General features: G+C 57.1%; 16 protein-coding genes, 2 tRNA genes, 1 pseudogene and 1 riboswitch. Of the genes and pseudogenes, 12 read left to right on the plus strand and 7 right to left on the minus strand.

From position 1 onward, the window contains the following. Positions 1–47 precede the first annotated feature (47 nt). The 4 genes from Q0X18_RS00095 to Q0X18_RS00110 all read left to right on the plus strand — a co-directional run bounded on the left by Q0X18_RS00095 (position 48) and on the right by Q0X18_RS00110 (position 4,782). Complete coding sequence (locus tag Q0X18_RS00095) at positions 48–1,751, plus strand: hypothetical protein (RefSeq protein WP_297557147.1); 1,704 nt, start codon at positions 48–50, stop codon at positions 1,749–1,751. Continuing rightward, entirely contained in the window at positions 1,748–2,452 is a 705-nt protein-coding gene (locus Q0X18_RS00100; RefSeq protein ID WP_297557148.1) for a phosphatidylserine/phosphatidylglycerophosphate/cardiolipin synthase family protein, read from the plus strand. Before Q0X18_RS00095 ends, Q0X18_RS00100 begins: the two co-directional genes overlap by 4 nt. 390 nt (positions 2,453–2,842) lie before the next feature. Further along, positions 2,843–3,694, plus strand: a complete 852-nt coding sequence (locus Q0X18_RS00105) for a transposase (protein WP_297557149.1) — start codon at positions 2,843–2,845, stop codon at positions 3,692–3,694. 305 nt (positions 3,695–3,999) lie between these two features. Beyond that, entirely contained in the window at positions 4,000–4,782 is a 783-nt protein-coding gene (locus tag Q0X18_RS00110; protein WP_297557150.1) for a transposase, read from the plus strand. Between the two features lie 195 nt (positions 4,783–4,977). Here Q0X18_RS00110 and Q0X18_RS00115 read toward each other — a convergent pair. Both Q0X18_RS00115 and Q0X18_RS00120 read right to left on the minus strand, forming a co-directional pair. Further along, positions 4,978–5,076: pseudogene (locus Q0X18_RS00115) on the minus strand (IS982 family transposase); the annotation flags it as partial. Between the two features lie 223 nt (positions 5,077–5,299). Then, entirely contained in the window at positions 5,300–6,100 is an 801-nt protein-coding gene (locus Q0X18_RS00120) for a hypothetical protein (RefSeq protein ID WP_297557151.1), read from the minus strand. Between the two features lie 124 nt (positions 6,101–6,224). On the opposite strand from Q0X18_RS00120, the gene Q0X18_RS16155 reads away from it, so the two are divergent. Both Q0X18_RS16155 and Q0X18_RS00125 read left to right on the plus strand, forming a co-directional pair. After that, a complete protein-coding gene (locus Q0X18_RS16155; protein ID WP_374707516.1) occupies positions 6,225–6,449 on the plus strand; it encodes a helix-turn-helix domain-containing protein in 225 nt (74 codons plus the stop codon). Positions 6,450–6,498: 49 nt separating this feature from the next. Then, entirely contained in the window at positions 6,499–7,383 is an 885-nt protein-coding gene (locus tag Q0X18_RS00125; RefSeq protein ID WP_297557153.1) for a hypothetical protein, read from the plus strand. Here the strand turns inward: Q0X18_RS00125 and xerC are convergent. Then, positions 7,380–8,900: a tyrosine recombinase XerC gene (xerC, locus tag Q0X18_RS00130; RefSeq protein ID WP_297557155.1), complete on the minus strand. Its 1,521-nt coding sequence runs from the start codon at positions 8,898–8,900 to the stop codon at positions 7,380–7,382. The two genes, Q0X18_RS00125 and xerC, sit on opposite strands and share 4 nt — an antisense overlap. A gap of 130 nt (positions 8,901–9,030) precedes the next feature. After that, positions 9,031–9,107, minus strand: a tRNA-Pro gene (locus Q0X18_RS00135). 122 nt (positions 9,108–9,229) lie between these two features. On the opposite strand from Q0X18_RS00135, the gene Q0X18_RS00140 reads away from it, so the two are divergent. Then, positions 9,230–9,306: transfer RNA gene (locus tag Q0X18_RS00140), tRNA-Ile, on the plus strand. 86 nt (positions 9,307–9,392) lie between these two features. Here the strand turns inward: Q0X18_RS00140 and Q0X18_RS00145 are convergent. Both Q0X18_RS00145 and Q0X18_RS00150 read right to left on the minus strand, forming a co-directional pair. Beyond that, positions 9,393–10,679: a murein hydrolase activator EnvC gene (locus Q0X18_RS00145; RefSeq protein ID WP_297557156.1), complete on the minus strand. Its 1,287-nt coding sequence runs from the start codon at positions 10,677–10,679 to the stop codon at positions 9,393–9,395. Beyond that, a complete protein-coding gene (locus Q0X18_RS00150; protein WP_297557157.1) occupies positions 10,676–11,536 on the minus strand; it encodes an ABC transporter permease in 861 nt (286 codons plus the stop codon). Before Q0X18_RS00150 ends, Q0X18_RS00145 begins: the two co-directional genes overlap by 4 nt. Positions 11,537–11,730: 194 nt before the next feature. Between Q0X18_RS00150 and Q0X18_RS00155 the strand changes: the two genes are divergently transcribed. From Q0X18_RS00155 to Q0X18_RS00165, 3 genes are all read left to right on the plus strand, one after another. Beyond that, entirely contained in the window at positions 11,731–12,516 is a 786-nt protein-coding gene (locus Q0X18_RS00155) for a DUF4388 domain-containing protein (protein WP_297557158.1), read from the plus strand. Positions 12,517–12,530: 14 nt separating this feature from the next. Beyond that, entirely contained in the window at positions 12,531–13,910 is a 1,380-nt protein-coding gene (locus Q0X18_RS00160) for a sodium:alanine symporter family protein (RefSeq protein ID WP_297557160.1), read from the plus strand. A gap of 100 nt (positions 13,911–14,010) precedes the next feature. Beyond that, complete coding sequence (locus Q0X18_RS00165) at positions 14,011–14,601, plus strand: UbiX family flavin prenyltransferase (protein ID WP_297557162.1); 591 nt, start codon at positions 14,011–14,013, stop codon at positions 14,599–14,601. Here the strand turns inward: Q0X18_RS00165 and Q0X18_RS00170 are convergent. Continuing rightward, positions 14,598–15,374, minus strand: coding sequence for an undecaprenyl-diphosphate phosphatase (locus tag Q0X18_RS00170; protein WP_297557163.1), 777 nt, complete (start codon positions 15,372–15,374; stop codon positions 14,598–14,600). The two genes, Q0X18_RS00165 and Q0X18_RS00170, sit on opposite strands and share 4 nt — an antisense overlap. 82 nt (positions 15,375–15,456) lie before the next feature. Here Q0X18_RS00170 and ispD point away from each other — a divergent pair, with 82 nt between their 5' ends. Next, positions 15,457–16,089, plus strand: coding sequence for a 2-C-methyl-D-erythritol 4-phosphate cytidylyltransferase (gene ispD, locus Q0X18_RS00175; protein WP_297557165.1), 633 nt, complete (start codon positions 15,457–15,459; stop codon positions 16,087–16,089). Continuing rightward, positions 16,077–16,904, plus strand: coding sequence for a 4-(cytidine 5'-diphospho)-2-C-methyl-D-erythritol kinase (gene ispE, locus Q0X18_RS00180; RefSeq protein ID WP_297557166.1), 828 nt, complete (start codon positions 16,077–16,079; stop codon positions 16,902–16,904). The genes ispD and ispE overlap by 13 nt, the downstream gene beginning before the upstream one ends. 35 nt (positions 16,905–16,939) lie before the next feature. Next, positions 16,940–17,036: riboswitch (TPP riboswitch) on the plus strand. Positions 17,037–17,057: the final 21 nt, after the last annotated feature.

The following is a 17,057-nucleotide window of genomic DNA, read 5'->3' on the forward strand; positions in this document are numbered from 1 at the left end:
TATACAACTTTCTGCCCGGGGCACTGGCCGAACATGAGGACTTCGGCATGAGCTGGGTAACGAGTGTGGAACTGGATCCTCAGGTAGACGTCAATCAGCGGGCTCTGTTGAACCTTGTTGACGACTACGTGAGGCGCTGGGAGTTTGACGGCAGGGCCTTCCACCAGGGTTATCCTGCCAGCCGGCTCAATCCTGCTGGTTTTGCGATAGGGCAGCCAAGCCGCGTGCTGATGGAGCCCTTCCCCAGCAGCTTCAGCTGCACGCGCTGCGGCTATACCGCGAAGCTGGTCAGTCTCAAGCAGAGGAGGGCTCGTCCTGGGGTGTGCCCACGCTGCCAAGGTCCGCTGGGCCGGATGACGGTGGTCCAGATACACAACTGCGGCGCGCTGCAGGAGCTTTCTTTCCCCGATGAGTATGACTCGAAGTACCGTGGCCACAATCTCAGGTTATTCAACCCAGGACGCACCCGCGATGCCCGTTGGTACTCTCTGGACTCAAATAAGGAGCTTGGCGGATTGCGGATGTGGCCCTGCAATTGCGAGTACAGCAAGGCAAATCCTAATGAGAAGTTCCAGCGCCAGGTGGAGGCTAAGGAGCCGACCAACCACCTCGCACACGTGCTGCCGTTCCTCAATTTCGACAAGGAGCAGGAGAGCCTGCTCATCAGCCTGGAGAAATCGAGTACGGGGTTGTTGCTGGCCAAGCTGTGGGGTCTCCTTCCGGGCAAGGTGCGGGAGGCCGTGGCCAAGAGGGAACTCAGCCCCGACGCCCAGCAAGTCCTCGAGGTTCTACGACAGGTTGCGCCAGAGCGGGCACGGGCCATGGAGGACCAGATGAGAAATGACCCTTCCTCACAGGCGCTTGCTGAGGTAGGTCGCCTCACTGCAGGTGCCACCATCGGGCCGCCGAGCCGTCAACTGGTGGAGCACGCCATCCTGGAAGACACCTCTGAGCTCACCACTCCCGCGATGGCAGCGGCCCGATGGTGCACCCTGGATGGGTCGGGTGCCGCATCCTACCTGCAGGAGTCTGAGCGGATGAGGGGACTGTTGGGATTCAGCAATATTCGGCTAATCAGCAACTTCCGTATCGCACTAGCTGCGATAGGATACACACGGGTTTCCCGCGATCCCCAGCGCAGTATACTGCGGGCCTTTCCTGCGGTTGACGGAAAGACCCCCATCTACTGCGTGCCCACCGAAACCGAAGCAATCTGGTTTCAGCTAGACCCCACGCCCGTGCTACGCTGGCTGGTGCGCAACAATTTGGCACCAAAGGAAGCCCAAGGCGCTGAAGCTTGGGCTAAGCTCTGGCACCTTGGCCTGCGGGGCGAGGCTTTCCGCACCCCGCAGGACGCGGTGCCCACCCTGGTATATACGCTGCTTCATACCATTTCCCACCTCATGATGCAGCGCATCGTCTGGAGCGGCTTCGCCCCGGAGAGCATTGGGGAGTATCTGCTCCCCGAGACGCTGGGCCTGATCCTCTATGCCAACCGCTACACGGCCAGCAAGATTGGCGGGTTGACCACTCTCTTCGAACAGCAATTGCCCTACTGGCTTGAGGAAGTTTACCAAGATGGTCGTAGCTGCATCTACGACCCGCTGTGCGCTGAGGAAGGGGGTAGTTGTGTGGGTTGCACCTACCTCGAGCACAACTGCATCGACTTCAACCACCACCTGAGCCGCCTGGTGCTGTACGGTGGGAGCCACCCGAAGTACGGCGTGCTTCGAGGATTCTGGGAGCCATGACTTTGTCAACCGAGACCCTGCGCCTGCTAGGGGCGGCGCTCTGGAGTCGGCTGGATCAGCTGGTTACAGCCAACGACCTGCTGTGGGCGGATAGCCTGTTAGGAGAGGGAGGGCACCTCTGGCTATATGAGGCCTTACAACGGCACGGGGCGCTGGAAGGGGGGCAGCTGCGGGCCCAGGGTCTGGCTGCTTTCCTGGGGAGGTATGCGGACCAAGGGACCCTCTTGTGGACGTTACCCGATCGTGAGAACAGCTATGTCGCGGCCATCCTGGAAGCCATCGCCAGTGCCGAGCAACACCTGTGGCTGGTAAGCCCTTACCTGGAGCAGCAGGGCATGGCTCACCTCAGCGACGAGCTCCTGAGTGCCCTCTGGCGCGGGGTTGCCATCTCGGTGATCACCCACGCGGCCCACGAGCCAGGTAGCCCCCAGGCCAGAGCGCTGGCCCGCCTGCAGCAAGAGGCGCTGCGCGCACAGGGAACGCTGACCATCTACAGTGCTCAGATGGAGAAGGGCTTGTTACACGCCAAGATCGTGGTGGCGGATCGGAAGTGGGGAGTGCTCGGGAGCGCGAACCTGACCGACCCCGGGCTCCGCTGGAACGTGGAGATCGGGATGCGTTTTGGTGAACAGCATGCGCGAACCATAGTTGCCCAGCTTGAGGAACTATGCCGGGAACCGAGGTTGGTGCGCTTAGAGTAGCTTTGACAAATACTTTGATCCGGATTTACGAGGTGTTTACTAAATGCGGAAGAGTGCAGCTCCAGTCAAGAAAGAAGCCAAGCGGACAGCATACCCCCTGTATCCGCTGCACTTTAAATAACGCCAGTTCGAAGTTATAAGAAATCTTCAATACTCTTTCCACTAAAGTGGAGCCATGCAACTGGCCCAACATCAGCGCCGCCCCCGGTTGGAACTTCAACTGCAACACCATTTGACCCAGCCAGCGCCTACCCAGGGTTACACCCTATTTCACTGGTGGCCGGGGAATATTAAGGGAATAACTTAAAAGGACTTCTTATTATCTCTGAAGTTACGCACAGAGGTATAAAGCGATAAAATAGGGCTTCCTGCCGATACAGGAGGCCCCTGATGAGTCTAGCACCGGTCGCAAAGTATCTTCAAGCCTTGTTGGTTGCGGTCTCTAACCACACACGCGTAGGTCTTGCCGATGCAGTTGAAGGCGTCTGCCACGACACCTTCCATCGCCTGCTGACGGGACGGATACAGTTGCTGGCGATTCTCCAACGCTTGGTCAACAAGCTGGTTCAGAAAGGTGGATACCTGATTCTGGACGATACCACCCTACAGAAGTTCACCACGGGTCTGGACTGTACGCACAAGGTTAGGGATAGCAAAACCGGGGGCTTCATTCTGGGGATACAGGTGCTGCTGGTGTGGACGAATGGCACCATCACCGTGCCGGTGGGTTTTCACCTCTACCGCGGAAAGGAAAAGCACAGCAAGCATGAGCTGGCCCTGCAACTGCTGCGACAGGCCCAGTGGCTGGGCATCGAGCCGGCGTATGTGTTGTTGGATGCCTGGTATGCCAGCGCCCGCTTGTTGCACTACCTCCAGGAGCAAGGCTGGCCCTTTGTGACCCGACTGAGGAAAAACCGCAGTTTGAATGGTCGGCAGCTCCGCTATTTCCGCAGAGGGCCTTACTGGTCAGCGCTGCGGTATCTCAGGGGCCATATTCCGGTGGTGGTGTACCGGCGGGGAAGCAAGTTCTATGCCAGCAGCGACCTGGAGCTACAAGATTCTGAAGCAGGCGTGCGGCTGGGAGGGGGTAAAGCAGAGGACGGTATCGTCGTACCGCCGTCACCTCACGCTGGGGCTGATGGCCTTCCTCTTCCTGGATCAGCAGAAATCCCAGCGTCGTACCACCCCCTACAAGTTGCGACGTCAGCTCATCTCCGGCAAGCTCAGGGTCTCCCAGCTTGAGCTACAACGATTCCTTGAGGCCGCGTAACTTCAGAAGGCGATGATAAAGAGGAACCGTGCTGTGGGCTATAGTGGGAAGCCCGGTCAGCACAGTAACTCTGCACGATGTCTGAAGTCGTACAAGGCAGTTTATCGCATCTGGCAGGTCTGGCAGGGTGGGAAAGGCAATACGTGTTGGGCCTGCTGGAGTCCGAGTATGAGAGCCCCAGCGCGTTGGCCAGGGGACGATCCCCTGTCGGGACGGGGCTTGCACCCCGTGCACCCGGTTGCTGAAGCGGGAAGCCAAACCCTACGAGCGCAGCCGCTTGGAACGGCTGAGGCTGGCCCCCAGAGGGATGTATTTGGGGGTGGACTTGGTGCCTGTGGAGCACCAGGGGTGTTGGATCGAGGGGGTGGATCGGGTCTATTCGAGCAGTGATAAAGCCCCGGTCTGGGGTCATAACCTGCTGTCCAGCGGGCTGGTACGTTTGGGAGAGCCGCCCTATCCGTTGAGCCTGGAGGGTTTCCCCAGCGCAGCGTTGGCCTCTGAACCCTACGCCTACCGCACCCCCGGACAGGCTTTGTTGCAGACCGTAAAGGTGGTCACGGAAGCGGGGTATGACCTCAAGGGGGTGGTGTTCGACAACCAGTTTGCGGGCCAGGTACATCTAGCAGGCTTGTGCGCTCAAAACGTTCCTTTCGTGGCCAGAGCACGCCTGAATCAAAAGGTGGGGGTGGAGCTTGAAGGTGAAGCTCGTCATCTATCTATCCGCGAACTGGGTGAACAATATCCACCCAGTAAAGCCCGCTACTACAAGCTCATCGTCCTGTTTTCCACCTTGCCAACGGGTGTTCAAGAGGTCATCGCGGCTTGGAAAGCCCGCTGGGATCTGGAGCGCGTACACCGCCTGCTCAAGCAGAACCTGGGCCTGTGCAAATGCCTCTGTCGTTCTTATGCTGCCCAGCTCAAGCACGCCGACCTCACCCTTACTGCCCTGCTCTGTATCCGAGAGCAAAAACAGCTATCCCCTGCGCTTTCCTGGCGTAAGGCTCAGCTATTATCCGCTCAATCCCTCAGACGGCAGCTTCTGACCGGCCTTTCTGCCTGACCTTACTGGCTGGGTGCTCTTTATCTCAGTATTTCTACTTGGGGTTCAATCTCTTGTTTAAGGGGTCGCCTCGGTCATTGCAGAGGAGGTGTAACTTGAACCCAAAGAACTAGCCTATGGTATTCTTTCCTCGCCGAGCGATGCCTTACTCCCGCTCAGCCTGGATTTCGGACCAGGATTGCCTTTGGCTTCCAGCTTGACTCCCGATTCCAGCAGTCGCTGAGCTAGCTTGGCCTCGAACTCCTGGCAGAAATCGTCCACATCACAAAACAGCTCCAGTAGAGAAAGACTCATATAGACCTTCGTTTGGCTTGGGCAGTCGCTATGCTGCGCCCTTAGCCTAATGGAGGTCTTCTCTTGCAGCACGCCTTTTTTCCCAGTGCTTTGTCTCCGAACTGACGTTTGGATAACAATCTCTGGGTGCGTCCGTTCACAAAATAAGAAACCAATTATAGCCCACAAAGTAGTAACATGATTTTACTGGCCATCAGCCACATTCTCTAAGTCTGTACCTGCCTTATTTATTCTTGGAAGCATATTTACCCCAAGCTTGTAGGGCAAGGGCTACAACCTTCTCTGCTTCGTGGGCTGTTATGCTTTTCAAGCTTTCCCAATGATAGTGGTTGTGCAGTTCATTCAGGCGGGCTTCATGAGGTGCAAGTTCCCTGAAGCCCTCCCTAAAGTAGTTTTTGTACCTATCGTTGGTTAGCACCCACATACTTTGTGAGTGCGTAAAGGTAATGGAAGTTTGTTCGAATCCATTAGGTATCTCTCCTAACGGATGATATAAACGAACGGAAAGGTTGTTGGCGAACTTGGATAGCCGGGCATAACCATTTGGAATTCCACAAGGAGAACGCATAAAAGCAGCACGTGGGCGCTCCTTGGACGTAGGCCAGAGGTAACCCGTAGCCTTACCATCGCCAGCGACTACCCTTACCCCGATGGGCCATATTTGATATGTCTTGAATGAGAAAAATATAAGTATGTAAAAGCCACGAGCATTTTCACTTTCTGACCACGCGATGTACGGAGTTTTGAGAGAGCGAGGACGCTTGATAAACCATGACTCTATCAATGCAGGATGTAAGTGGTCAACATTTGGATTTCCAAGAAGGTGAAGAGGAGATTGGTTCTTGAGGCAGCGGTAAATGCGGCGATGGGCAGCCTGGGCTGTCCAACCATTTGTATCAACCAGATATTTGACCCAGTCCTGTTTCTCAAGTGAACCTGTATTCCATACGGCTTTCAGAAGCCAATCAGGGGGCTGGCGATTAGGGGTGGGGAAATCTCCGGTCTTCCTCTGAATAATTTTCATGATCCGGCCTCTACAACTTGTGACATTTATTCAGATTCTACTCCGTACGAGTTGATCGGTCAAAAAACTGTTCTGAACGCCTTAATTCGGTTTTATGCTGAGTCATTTTTTCCCTACTGCTGCGATGCTCACTGTAAGTTATGTGAAAACTAGATTGTCTTCTGAACTGGAGCAGTATCCATTAACTCTGAGCCCTCGAGAGTTTGCTACAGCCTTGGGTGTTGGTCGTGACTCGATTTATGCGGCAATCCGGGCAGGAAAGCTTGTGACTATAAAGACTGGTCGTGCCTTCCGAATCCCTCGAACGGAAATCGACCGCATCATGCGTGAGGGCCTTTGGCTGGATTGAGCTTTCATCTGAACTCTGCTCCGAGGTTTGGGGCTGGTGAGAGGTTTCGATGACGTACAAAAAAAACCGCGTAAATAAAAAAACGGGCTTGTCAATTCTCGGAGATTCTGTCATCAACCCCAGTCTGGTAGTCACAGAGACACCTGGCCGACTTGAGATTCACTATGAGCGCTCTCCTTCTCAAAACAGCCTCAATAATCTCAGGCGTGGTGGATTTGATGGTCTGGTTCAAAGTGGTCGGCAGGCAATTCGTCGCATTCAAAAGCATGTTGAAGATCTCCAGGCTTTGGGATTTCATCCCTGCTACCTTGTGACGCTAACCCTACCAACTAACCTAAGATCAGTTGAGTGGTGTAGATCAAAAGAAGCATTTCGAGCCGATTTTTCGAGGCTGCTGTCCAAACAAGCAAAAGGTGCGGTATGGTGGCAGGGCTTTCAGAGTAATAGACAGCCCCACCTGCATATTTTGACAGACCTAGACCTCGAGCATGGCGATTTTCTTGGATGGCTAAAAAGGGTTTGGTCAAAAGCCGTAGGTACTGAGGTGCCGTCAAATTGCGTTGATCTCAAATACAGGAGCGATTTCAGGTACCTTTACAGCTCCCACACTTTTGATCAGGCCATGGCTCCTTATAAAGACCACTGGGGCAAGTGGGCAGGCTTCATGGGGGTGTGGCTAAATGTCCGCAAACAAGTTCAACGGACGCAGATCACGACCACCCTGGAGCCTTCCGACAGTGCAGACCTTTTGGAGCACATTCGCCAGTTAAGACAGCGTAACTCCTTTTGTGAATGGTTTGATAACATCCTAAAGCGCTTTTTGGAGGGTTGGTATCGTGCAATTTGGATTGCTAAAAGGTTTTTTAAAAAGGCTTGCCAAAGCTTCTGGATCACATGCAGTCGTTTTGTGGGTCGGGAAGTAGACACCAGCTAGTTGGCCCTAGAAACCTTATTGCGAATAGCCAACTTTTTGTTGCTTACCGATGCATCTGATTCGAGCCGTCCATAACGTTCACCATTCGCGATGTACCGGGCCATACGGGACGAAATTCCATAATCTGCAGCCACATCTTCGGGCCGTTCACCCGCTTTAATACGGGTTTTTATGCGCTGAGCTTGATACGTAGTAAGTTTGCGGCGCATCAAGCCCGGGGTTGGCTCGGGCTCGTCCTTGGTATTTTCTGAAGCTGAGTTTAGTGTAAGAGTACGTATTCCTACATCGGGACTGACCGAGTCCATCGCTTTGGCTGCTGTCAAACCCTCAGCGGCAAAAATGTGCCGGTAGGCCTCGGCAGTAAAGGTAGCCGAGTGATGACCTACTAGCTTTGAGATGACCTCGAGGGGTACCCTTTTGGCAGCCATAATGCTCACAAAGCCGTGACGAAGATCGTGGAAGGCTACAGGGCGTAAGCCAAGACGGTTGGTAAGGCTTCTAAAACGTTTCCAAATCGAGTCTGGGCGCAGTGGAGTTCCTTCCTCTGGTTTTGCAATCACGAAACCGTCGTTTGACCAAGGCCAGCCATACTCTCGGGCCCAATCTTGTTGTTGTTCTCGGTGCACGCGTAGGGTGGCAACTGCTTTTGCAGATAGTGGTAAGGGGCGGTTGCTACGCTCAGATTTGGGTGAACCTTCGATAATTTTTCCACCCACTCGAGTGCGTTGCACACGAACCCACAACTGGCCTTCGCCTTCGGGGTTGAGTTGCTCAGCATCAATGGCCACATCCTTCCAGCGTAAGCCTGCAATCTCTGCCTCCCGAAGACCCATCGCACCAGCTAGAAAGAAGGCAATGAATAAATGGTGTTCAAAAGTGGCCTCAAGGAATTGGCGTAACTCAGATTCCGAGTATGGTTCGTACTTTGCCCTTCCTCCACCTACTTCGCCGCGTTTGGCCTTGTATTTTGGTATTTTCACCTTGTCGGCGGGATTTTTCTTAATAATGCCCCGCCCAACACCCCATTCTTTCAGGGCTTGCTTGAGAACTCGGTGCACCAATACGATTTGCTCGCGGGATGGTACATACGTTTTACCATTGCCCCGATGATCCGCCCGAGGCTCACGCATAGTCTCATATGCACGTTCAATATCCGATGTGGTTAGGGCCTGCACTCGCTTCGAACCCAAAGCCGGAACCAGGTATAGTCGTATTACCGAGCTATAAGATGCCTTTGTTGTCTCGCGCAAATCACGCATTGCTTTCCAAGTAAGCCAATCCTCAAGTAGTTCTCGAACGGTCAAATTACTTGGTGGAACTACCTCACCGATTTCATGCTGGGTACGAAGGCGGGCCAACGCGTTGTCGGCCTCGGTCTTGGTTTTATATGAGCGCTTGAAAAAATCTTGTTTGCCTTCTTGATTAAAGCCAAGTGTAATCTGGGCGATCCAGCGTTTCTTTGACTTATCGAAATAGACCGACCCTGTCCGGTTTGCCCGCTTGAGTTTCTTAGGCATAATCTGCCCCCAATGATTCCATAGAACTATTGAGCCTTAGTAACTCCCCGGTAACTCCCCAAATACAAAGAAAACCGTTCAGGGCTGATTTGACGTGGGTCAATAATCTTGTCCTGAACGGCTTTTCTTTTGGTCGAGGCGAGAGGATTTGAACCTCCGACCACACCCACCCCAAGGGTGTGCGCTACCAGGCTGCGCTACGCCTCGATTTGGTTGTACCTGGGCCAAGGCCTCAGGCGCACCCACAAGTCTAGCGACCTGAAGCCCAAACGTCAACACATCAGCTTGACCAATGGCAAAGCCACCGCTATACTCATAACTCGCTGTGGGGGCGATTAGCTCAGCTGGTTAGAGCACACGCCTGATAAGCGTGAGGTCCCGGGTTCGAGTCCCGGATCGCCCACCAAGTCCAAAAGGTAAAAACCGGAGTTGCCAAGGCTCCGGTTTTCGCTTTTATCTCCTACGGGGCCTATGCTTTGTACCTGGAGCAGCCTAATAATACCTGGATGGGTCGACGTAGCGAAAGTTTCCGCTGCTATCAATGACAATTACCCGGAACCACATTTGGTTACTGGGAATGAGCACACCCCCGCCGGTAAAGCCAATTACCTGGCCTTGTGTAACCCGCTGGCCCACCGAGACGCGGGGTTCGAGTACGTTCACATACTGTGTAGCCATCTGGTCGGAGTGGCGGATGGTAAGGGTGTAGCCTAGGTTGGCTATAAACAGACTATCGATCACTACTCCATCGGCGGCAGCCACAATGGGACTGGAAGCCTCATCTCCCTGGAGGGTTTGCCAGTCGTTGCCCTGGAATCCGTAGGGCTCGGCAACGCGTCCACCGCGCACAGGAAACTGCAAAGCCCCCACCAGTTCGCGCGGAACTTCAGCTATCTCGCGTTCACGGCGGGCGGTTGCTTCGCGCTGGCGCTGGGCCTGCAGCTCTCTCTGGCGGCGCTCTTCAGCTTCGCGGCGGCGCCGCTCTTCCTCGGCCCGGCGACGTTCCTCGGCGATACGCCGTAGCTCGGCAGCAATGCGGCCTTGCAATAGCCGTAGTTCGGCCTGTAGTTGAGCCTGGGCTTGTAGGGTTTCGCGCAGAATAATCTGCCGTCCAGCCTGCTGCTGCCGCAGATTGGCTAGGGTGAGCTGCACGGTCTGGCGGTTTTGGGCTAGGGCAGCAATACGCTGTTGCCGCTCGGCCCGACGCTCGCTCAGGGTATTCACCAGCAATTCTAGCCGTACCCGCTCTTCCTCAAGCTGGCGCACGGTATTTTTGATGCGCTCCATAAGATCGGTTTGGTGTTGCCCCAGCACACCTATCCACCGGCTCCGTACCGATAAATCGGTGAAGGACTCGGCTCGTAAAAGGGGCAGGTAGCGCCCAGCTCGTTCGCGGTGCAGGCTTTGCAGCAGCGCCGAGAGCCGCTCGCGCAGGCCCTCGAGCTCCTTTTGCAGGCTGGCTATGCGGGCTTCGGCTTGCTTTTTCTGGTTTTCCAGCAGCTCTATTTGTCGAGTTAGCTCGGCTCGCTCGCGCTCGAGGCGGGTGATTTCGGCCTCCAGGCGGCGCAATTCCTGAATCTGCTGTTTGGTTGCTGCATCGAGGCTAGCTAAGTCAAGATTGAGCTGCTTGATGCGCTGCTGTTGTAGCTGCTGAAGCCGCCGATTTTGCTCGGCTTGCTGCTGCAATTGGTTGAGGCTGGGCTGCCCAAGCGCCCAAGGATGAAGGGCGAGCACCCACAACAGGCCCATGAGACCCCAAGCCCCTAACCGCTGCCTCATAAATCGGTCTCCCGCAGGTTGGCCCGGCTGGCCAGGTAGGCGCCGGTAGCGCCCAGCAGTATAGCCAGCACCAGCATGGCTACAGCCGCTCGAGCCAGGTCGTTGCCGGCCAGTACCGGCACAAAGGGCAGCAGGTTTTGCAGGGCTTCGGCCAGGAAGCGATAAGAGACCACCCCCAGCCCCAGGGCTACCAGGCCAGCGGCTAGGGTAAGCAGCGTTCCCTCGGCCACAAAAGGCCCCTGGATGAAGCGCCGAGTGGCCCCCACAAGTTGCATTACTCGAAGCTCTTCGCGGCGGTTTTCGATGGAAAGCCGGATAGTGCCCATTACGCTAAAAAGCGTATCCAGGAGAAGTAGAACAACCAGAATGTTTACCGCCACCCGCAGGCCCGCCAGCACCCGCACCAACTGCTCGGTGAGAGCACCACCATATTCCACGCTGTCTACACCTTCCAATCGGGCCACCCTTCGTCCCACCTCGCGCACGGCCTGGGCGTCGTTCAGCTTGATTCGAATGGTGTCGGGAAGGGGGTTCTGGATGAATTCGCGGGCCTGGGCCAGGTAAGGATAATCAAGTTGTAGCGTGGCCAGGGCTTCTTCCTTGGTTTGTAGGCGAGCCTCGCCGACTTCGGGCCAGGCTTTGACCTGGTTGAGAATCTCGGTAACCTGAGCCCCAGGTTTTAGGAAAGCCGCCACCTCCAGCTCGCGCTCGAGCGAGGTCACAATCCGATCCAGATTCCATAGCAACAGGCCCAGCAAAAACAAGAGCGAAAACGACACCAGGGCGGTAAAAAAGGTGGCCAGGGTACTGGTTAGATGCTGACGCAATGAACGCAAGGCCTGGGAAATGGCGTACACGGCCATAGTGTATCGGCTGCTGACCCTTGATGGGTTAATTCCTGCTAAGTGTCGCGCGAGGGCTCTTTGTACGATACCGAGCCGATCGGGGCCTAGGATGGGTGAGATGGCTTCCTTGAACTGAACCACGACAATTTACTGTGTAGAATAAGACTGCTGTACGACGAGCAATTGAAGTTACAGGAGGCCGGAATGTGCTAAGCGGAAACCTGGCGGAGTTCCCCCTTTTGCGGCTCTTGGAGACCCTGATGGGGGTGGCCAGGGGTGGGGCTTTACTTATCGAGCACCCCAGCTTTGCGGGTAGCGTTTATTTTGAAGGTGGGCATCCAGTACATGCTGAAGCTGGCCCGTTGCGGGGTTTGAAAGCCCTCGAGCTCCTGGCTGGTCTCAAATCGGCGCCGTTTCGTTTCGATGCGGAGCAGGCCACCCCCGAGCGCAGCATCGAGCGCAGCCTCGAGACCCACCAACTCATCCTGCACCAGTTTGAAGCCTGGAGTGAGGTACACCTGCCCCATAACTGGGAACTGACGCTTCATGGCTGCTTGATTCAAGAGCCTGCCCAGCTCAGTCCCCTCGAGGCCGATGTTTTGGCCCAGGTGCAAGGAAAGAGCCTGGCCCAAGCCTTGATGAGCGGACGACTTTCGCCCCTCGAGACGGCCCAGGTGCTCAGCAAGCTGTTGCGGCTGGGCTTGCTCGAGGCCCGGAACCATCTCACAGTTGAGCCAGAGCCTTTGGTGGTGCTCACTTTGTATGGTGGGGGACAGGGGGTGGCAGCCATAGATGAGGGTTTGTTTACACACTGGCAGGGCTTAGTGGGGGGAGCGTTTATGGTGCGCTTGCGCACCAAAACCCTGGAGGCTACCCTGCGCCCCGAGCCCCGCCTTAACATGCAAGGCCGGGTGGGGCTTTTTGAGCGTGACATGCGTCAACTGCGCCTCAGCCGGGGCGTACCTGTGGAAGTCTGGCCGGAAGCTAGATAAAGCAAAGGCAGCCTATGGATATACTCACACTTAACGACTACGTCAATCGAGCGGTCTACGGTGAATGGATGATGTTGGTGTTCATCCTGGTGGGCCTGTACCTATCCCTTCGTGCAGGCTTTCCGCAGTTCAGTCGGCTAGGTGTTGCGCTTCGCGAAACACTGGGGGCCATCCGGGAGCGTTTCCTGAGCTTTGGAGGTCAGATTACGCCCTTCCAGGCCGCCATGGTTGCCATGTCGGCTACCATCGGAACCGGACATATCATCGGCATGGTGGGAGCAGTGCTGTTGGGGGGGCCTGGTGCGGTGTTGTGGATGTGGGTGGCCTACCTGGTGGGTATGGCTACCAAGTTCTCCGAGGCGGTTCTGGCGGTGCACTTTCGCCGCCAGTACACCGATGGCTCGGTGCTGGGTGGCCCTATGGTGTATATCCGCTATGGCCTGGGCCGGCGGATGGCCTGGCTGGCGGCGCTGTTTGCGCTGTTTACCGCCATTGCGGCATTTGGAATTGGCAACCTTTCGCAGGCGGGGGCAGTGGGGGCGGCCCTGGCTCAGGAGTTCAACGTGCCACCTGCGATTACCGGCTTGCTGGTCGCGCTTCTGGTGGGAATTTTGCTGGCCGGCGGCATTCGTTCGGTAGCACGGTTTGCCCAGGTGGTGGTGCCCCTCAAGCTGGTGTTGTTTTTCCTAGCGATTCTACCCCTTATTTTCATTCACCTCGAGAACCTCCCTGCAGCTTTTGTGCTGGTTGTTTCTTCTGCCTTTAGTTTTCAAGCAGCGGCTGGGGGTGCAGCAGGGGCGGCTGTATCGCTGGGTTTGGCCGAAATCCTAAAGGCGGGGGTGGGACGGGGGATTTTTGCCAATGAAGCCGGGTTGGGTTCAGCCGCCATTGCCCATGCCCAGGCCCAGGTCGATCACCCGGTGCGACAGGGTTTCTGGGGTCTCACGGAGATGCTCTTGAGCCTAACCGTGACCACCTTAATGGCCCTGACCTTTATTGCCAGCGGGCTCTGGCAGCGCTTTTTGGGCGGCGACCGGGTAGAAGCGGCCCGTGCTTTGTTCGCCGAGCATCCGCTGGGGGTGGCGGCGCTGGGACTCATGCTAGCTGTTTTTGCGCTGGGAACAATGGTTTCCTGGGGTTTTTATGGCGAGGAAGGGGCGGCCTACTTATTTGGTGAGGGTATCCGCTGGCCTTACCGCCTCACCTTCGCAACCTTCGCTTTCGTGGGGCCCTTGGGTGGGCTGGCAGCTCTGACCAGCGTGGCCGATACCCTCAACGGCCTGATGGCCATCCCCAACCTGATTGCTCTGCTGGCCCTCGGGGGGTTGGTGGGCCAGCTGTTGCGGGAGTTTTTTAGCGGTCTGCCCTGGCAGCCGCCCGAAGAAGAAGATTAGGGTGATTTTCAAAAAAACTTCGCGACAGAACGCCGGGCACGCACCCTGGTTTTCATTAGGGGCTGCATTTGCAGCAGGGGCTTGCCTGTACACTTGGCGCATGAGTGTACCCAAGCGACTGGTGGTGGGGCTTTCGGGCGCCTCGGGGATGCCCTACGCTCTGGATCTGCTGCAAACCCTGCGACGGATGGGTGGGCTGGAAGTCCACCTGGTGATGAGTCAGGGGGCCAAGAGGGTGCTGGTGGAGGAGGCGGAGCTGAGCCTCGAGGCCGTGGAGGCCCTGGCCCACGGGGTGCACCGCAGCAGCGACCTGGGGGCCCCCATCGCCTCGGGAAGCTTTCGTACCCTGGGTATGGTGATTGTGCCGTGCAGCGCGACCACTCTTGCTAAAGTGGCCTATGGTCTGGCCGATAACCTTTTGACCCGGGCGGCCTATGTAACCCTTAAGGAACGTCGCCCCCTGGTGCTGGTACCGCGCGAGGCCCCGCTGCCTTTGCCGAGCCTCGAGGCCATGGTTAGAGCGGCCCAGGCTGGGGCTACCATTCTCCCGGCAGCCCCTGGGTTTTATCACAAGCCCAAAACCATCGACGATCTGCTGGCTTTTATGACCCAGCGTATTCTGGATTTGTTTGGCCTTGAGTATTCCAGGGCGCCGCGCTGGGGCGAGCTACAGGAGCTCGAGCTCGACTAACGCAGGAAAAACACCCCGTACACCACCCCAATCAGTATGCGGTAGATGGCGAAGGGTACAAAACTGTTGCGGCTCACGAAGCCCAGAAGCCAGCGCACCGTTAGCAAAGCCGATACGAAAGCGGCCAGAAAGCCCACTGCCAGCAGTCCCCAATTGTCGGCGCGGAAATCGTCCATGTGGCGCAGCAGGGAGAACCCGGTGGCTGAGAGCATGGTGGGCACGGCCAGAATGAAGGAAAACTCAGCGGCGGCCCGACGGGATAGCCCCAGGGCCATACCCCCCACGATGGTAGCCCCGCTACGCGAGACCCCTGGCATCATGGCAACGGCCTGAAACAGGCCAATCAGTATGGCGTAAGGTGCTGGTAGCTGGTTGACATCGTCGTAGCGCTTATGGTGTTGCAGCCAGCGATCCACGAACAGCAAAAGAATGCCCACGCCAACCAGATTAATCACCACAATTAGGTCGTTGCCCAGGAACACGTTCTCAATCACATCGGCCAGTAAAAAACCCAGAATGCCAGTGGGAATAAAGGCCACAATAATGCGCTTCCAAACCTCTATATCCCGCAAAAAACGCTGAAAGTACAGGGCTAAAACAGCCAGAATGGCCCCTAGCTGGATAACCACGATGAAGCTTTTGATAAAAGGATCGTTTTCGATATCGAGCTGGAGCAGGTGAGCGGCCAGGGTGAGGTGGCCGGTGGAGGAGATGGGTAGGAACTCGGTCAAGCCCTCGAGAATGCCCAGGATGAGCGCCTCAAAAATATTCACGCCCACGAGAATATCATGCTGAGATGAAATCCAGTGGACGGTGACGCGGCTCGAGTCGTTTTTTTACGATACGATTCCAAGCATGAAGATTTCGGTGCTGTTGCCTGCGGCCGGTTCGGGTGAACGGATTGGCCGGGGACCTAAAGCGTTTTTGCGGGTGGGTGGAAAGACCCTGCTGGACTGGGCCCTCGAGGGCTTTGCCTGGGCCGACGAGGTGGTGGTGGCCCTCCCGCCGGGTTTTCGGGTGGATGGCCTGAAAACCGTTCCGGGCGGCCAGACCCGCCAGCAGAGCGTGTTTAATCTGGTGCAGGCGGCCAGTGGTGAGGTGGTGCTGGTGCACGATGTGGCCCGGCCTTTTGTGGTGCGCCCGGCGGTAGAACGGCTGCTGGAGGCTGTTCGGGCCACAGGTGCGGCCACCCTGGCGGTACCGGTGCCCGATACCTTGGTGCGGGAGGAAGATCGGCAATACGGCGAGGTGATCGCGCGCGAACACCACCGGTTGGTGCAGACCCCCCAGGGCTTTCGCCGCGAGCTGCTGTGGCAGGCCCATCAGCAGGCCCAGGCCGCGGGGACTGAATTCACCGACGATGCCCAGCTAGTTCGCTGGCTGGGTCACCCGGTGGCGCTGGTGGAGGGCGACCGTCGGATGTTCAAGGTGACCTATCCCGAAGACCTGATTCTGGCAGAAGGGCTGGCGCAGGTATGGAACTGTTAGCCCCTGCCAAGGTGAACCTGGGTCTTTCGGTGCTGGGCCGCCGACCCGACGGCTACCACGAACTGCACACCCTGTTTGCGGCCCTGCGGGTGGGCGACCGGCTCTGGGTAGAGGCCATTCCCGAGGGAATTGAACTGGAGGTACGGGGCCAGGGCCTGCCTGCCGACACCAATAACCTGGTATACAAGGCTGCGCAGGCTTACCTGACGGCTGCTGGCTGGCCCGGCGGGGTGCGGGTGGTGCTGGAAAAGAACCTGCCCCTAGCTGCCGGGCTGGGTGGGGGCTCTTCCGATGCGGCGGCGGTGCTGCGGGCTTTATCCCGGCTCTATCCAGCAGCCCTCGAGCTGCCGAGACTGGCCCTTGGGCTGGGGGCCGACGTGCCCTTTTTCCTGGGGCCGGGCCTGGCCGAAGGGCGGGGGGTGGGCGAACGCCTAACCCCCCTTCCCCCCCTCCGGGCTGCGCTGGTGCTGGTGAATCCGGGCATTGCGGTTTCGGCGGCTGAGGCCTACAAAGGCCTCACACCCGAGATGTGGCAGCCCGAACTGGATATCGCCGGGGTTGTAGAAGCCATTCAGGTAGGGGAGGAACCCCCCTACTGGAATACGCTCGAGCGCTCCGTATTTCGCCTGCACCCCTACCTCGAGGCCCTCAAACAAGAGCTGTACCGCCTGGGGCTCAGGGGCGTGCTGATGTCGGGCTCAGGTTCTACGCTGTTTGGTCTGGCCCGTGAGGCCGACGAGGCCGCACACCTGGCTGGGGTTTTGCGAAGCAAGTACCCGAATTTCTGGGTGGTGGCCACCGAGACCGTAAGCTAGGTGCTGTACATTGGCCCGAATAGGCCGTATCATCCAAGCGTCATCGGGGGTGCCTGGGCAGTCCAGGCTGAGAAACACCCTTTGAACCTGATGCGGTTTGTACCGCCGTAGGGAGCATGACGCGCAACCCTCCCGATGACATGGAGGGATTTT

The organism is Meiothermus sp. (assembly GCF_026004075.1).
In the GTDB taxonomy this organism is placed as follows: domain Bacteria; phylum Deinococcota; class Deinococci; order Deinococcales; family Thermaceae; genus Meiothermus.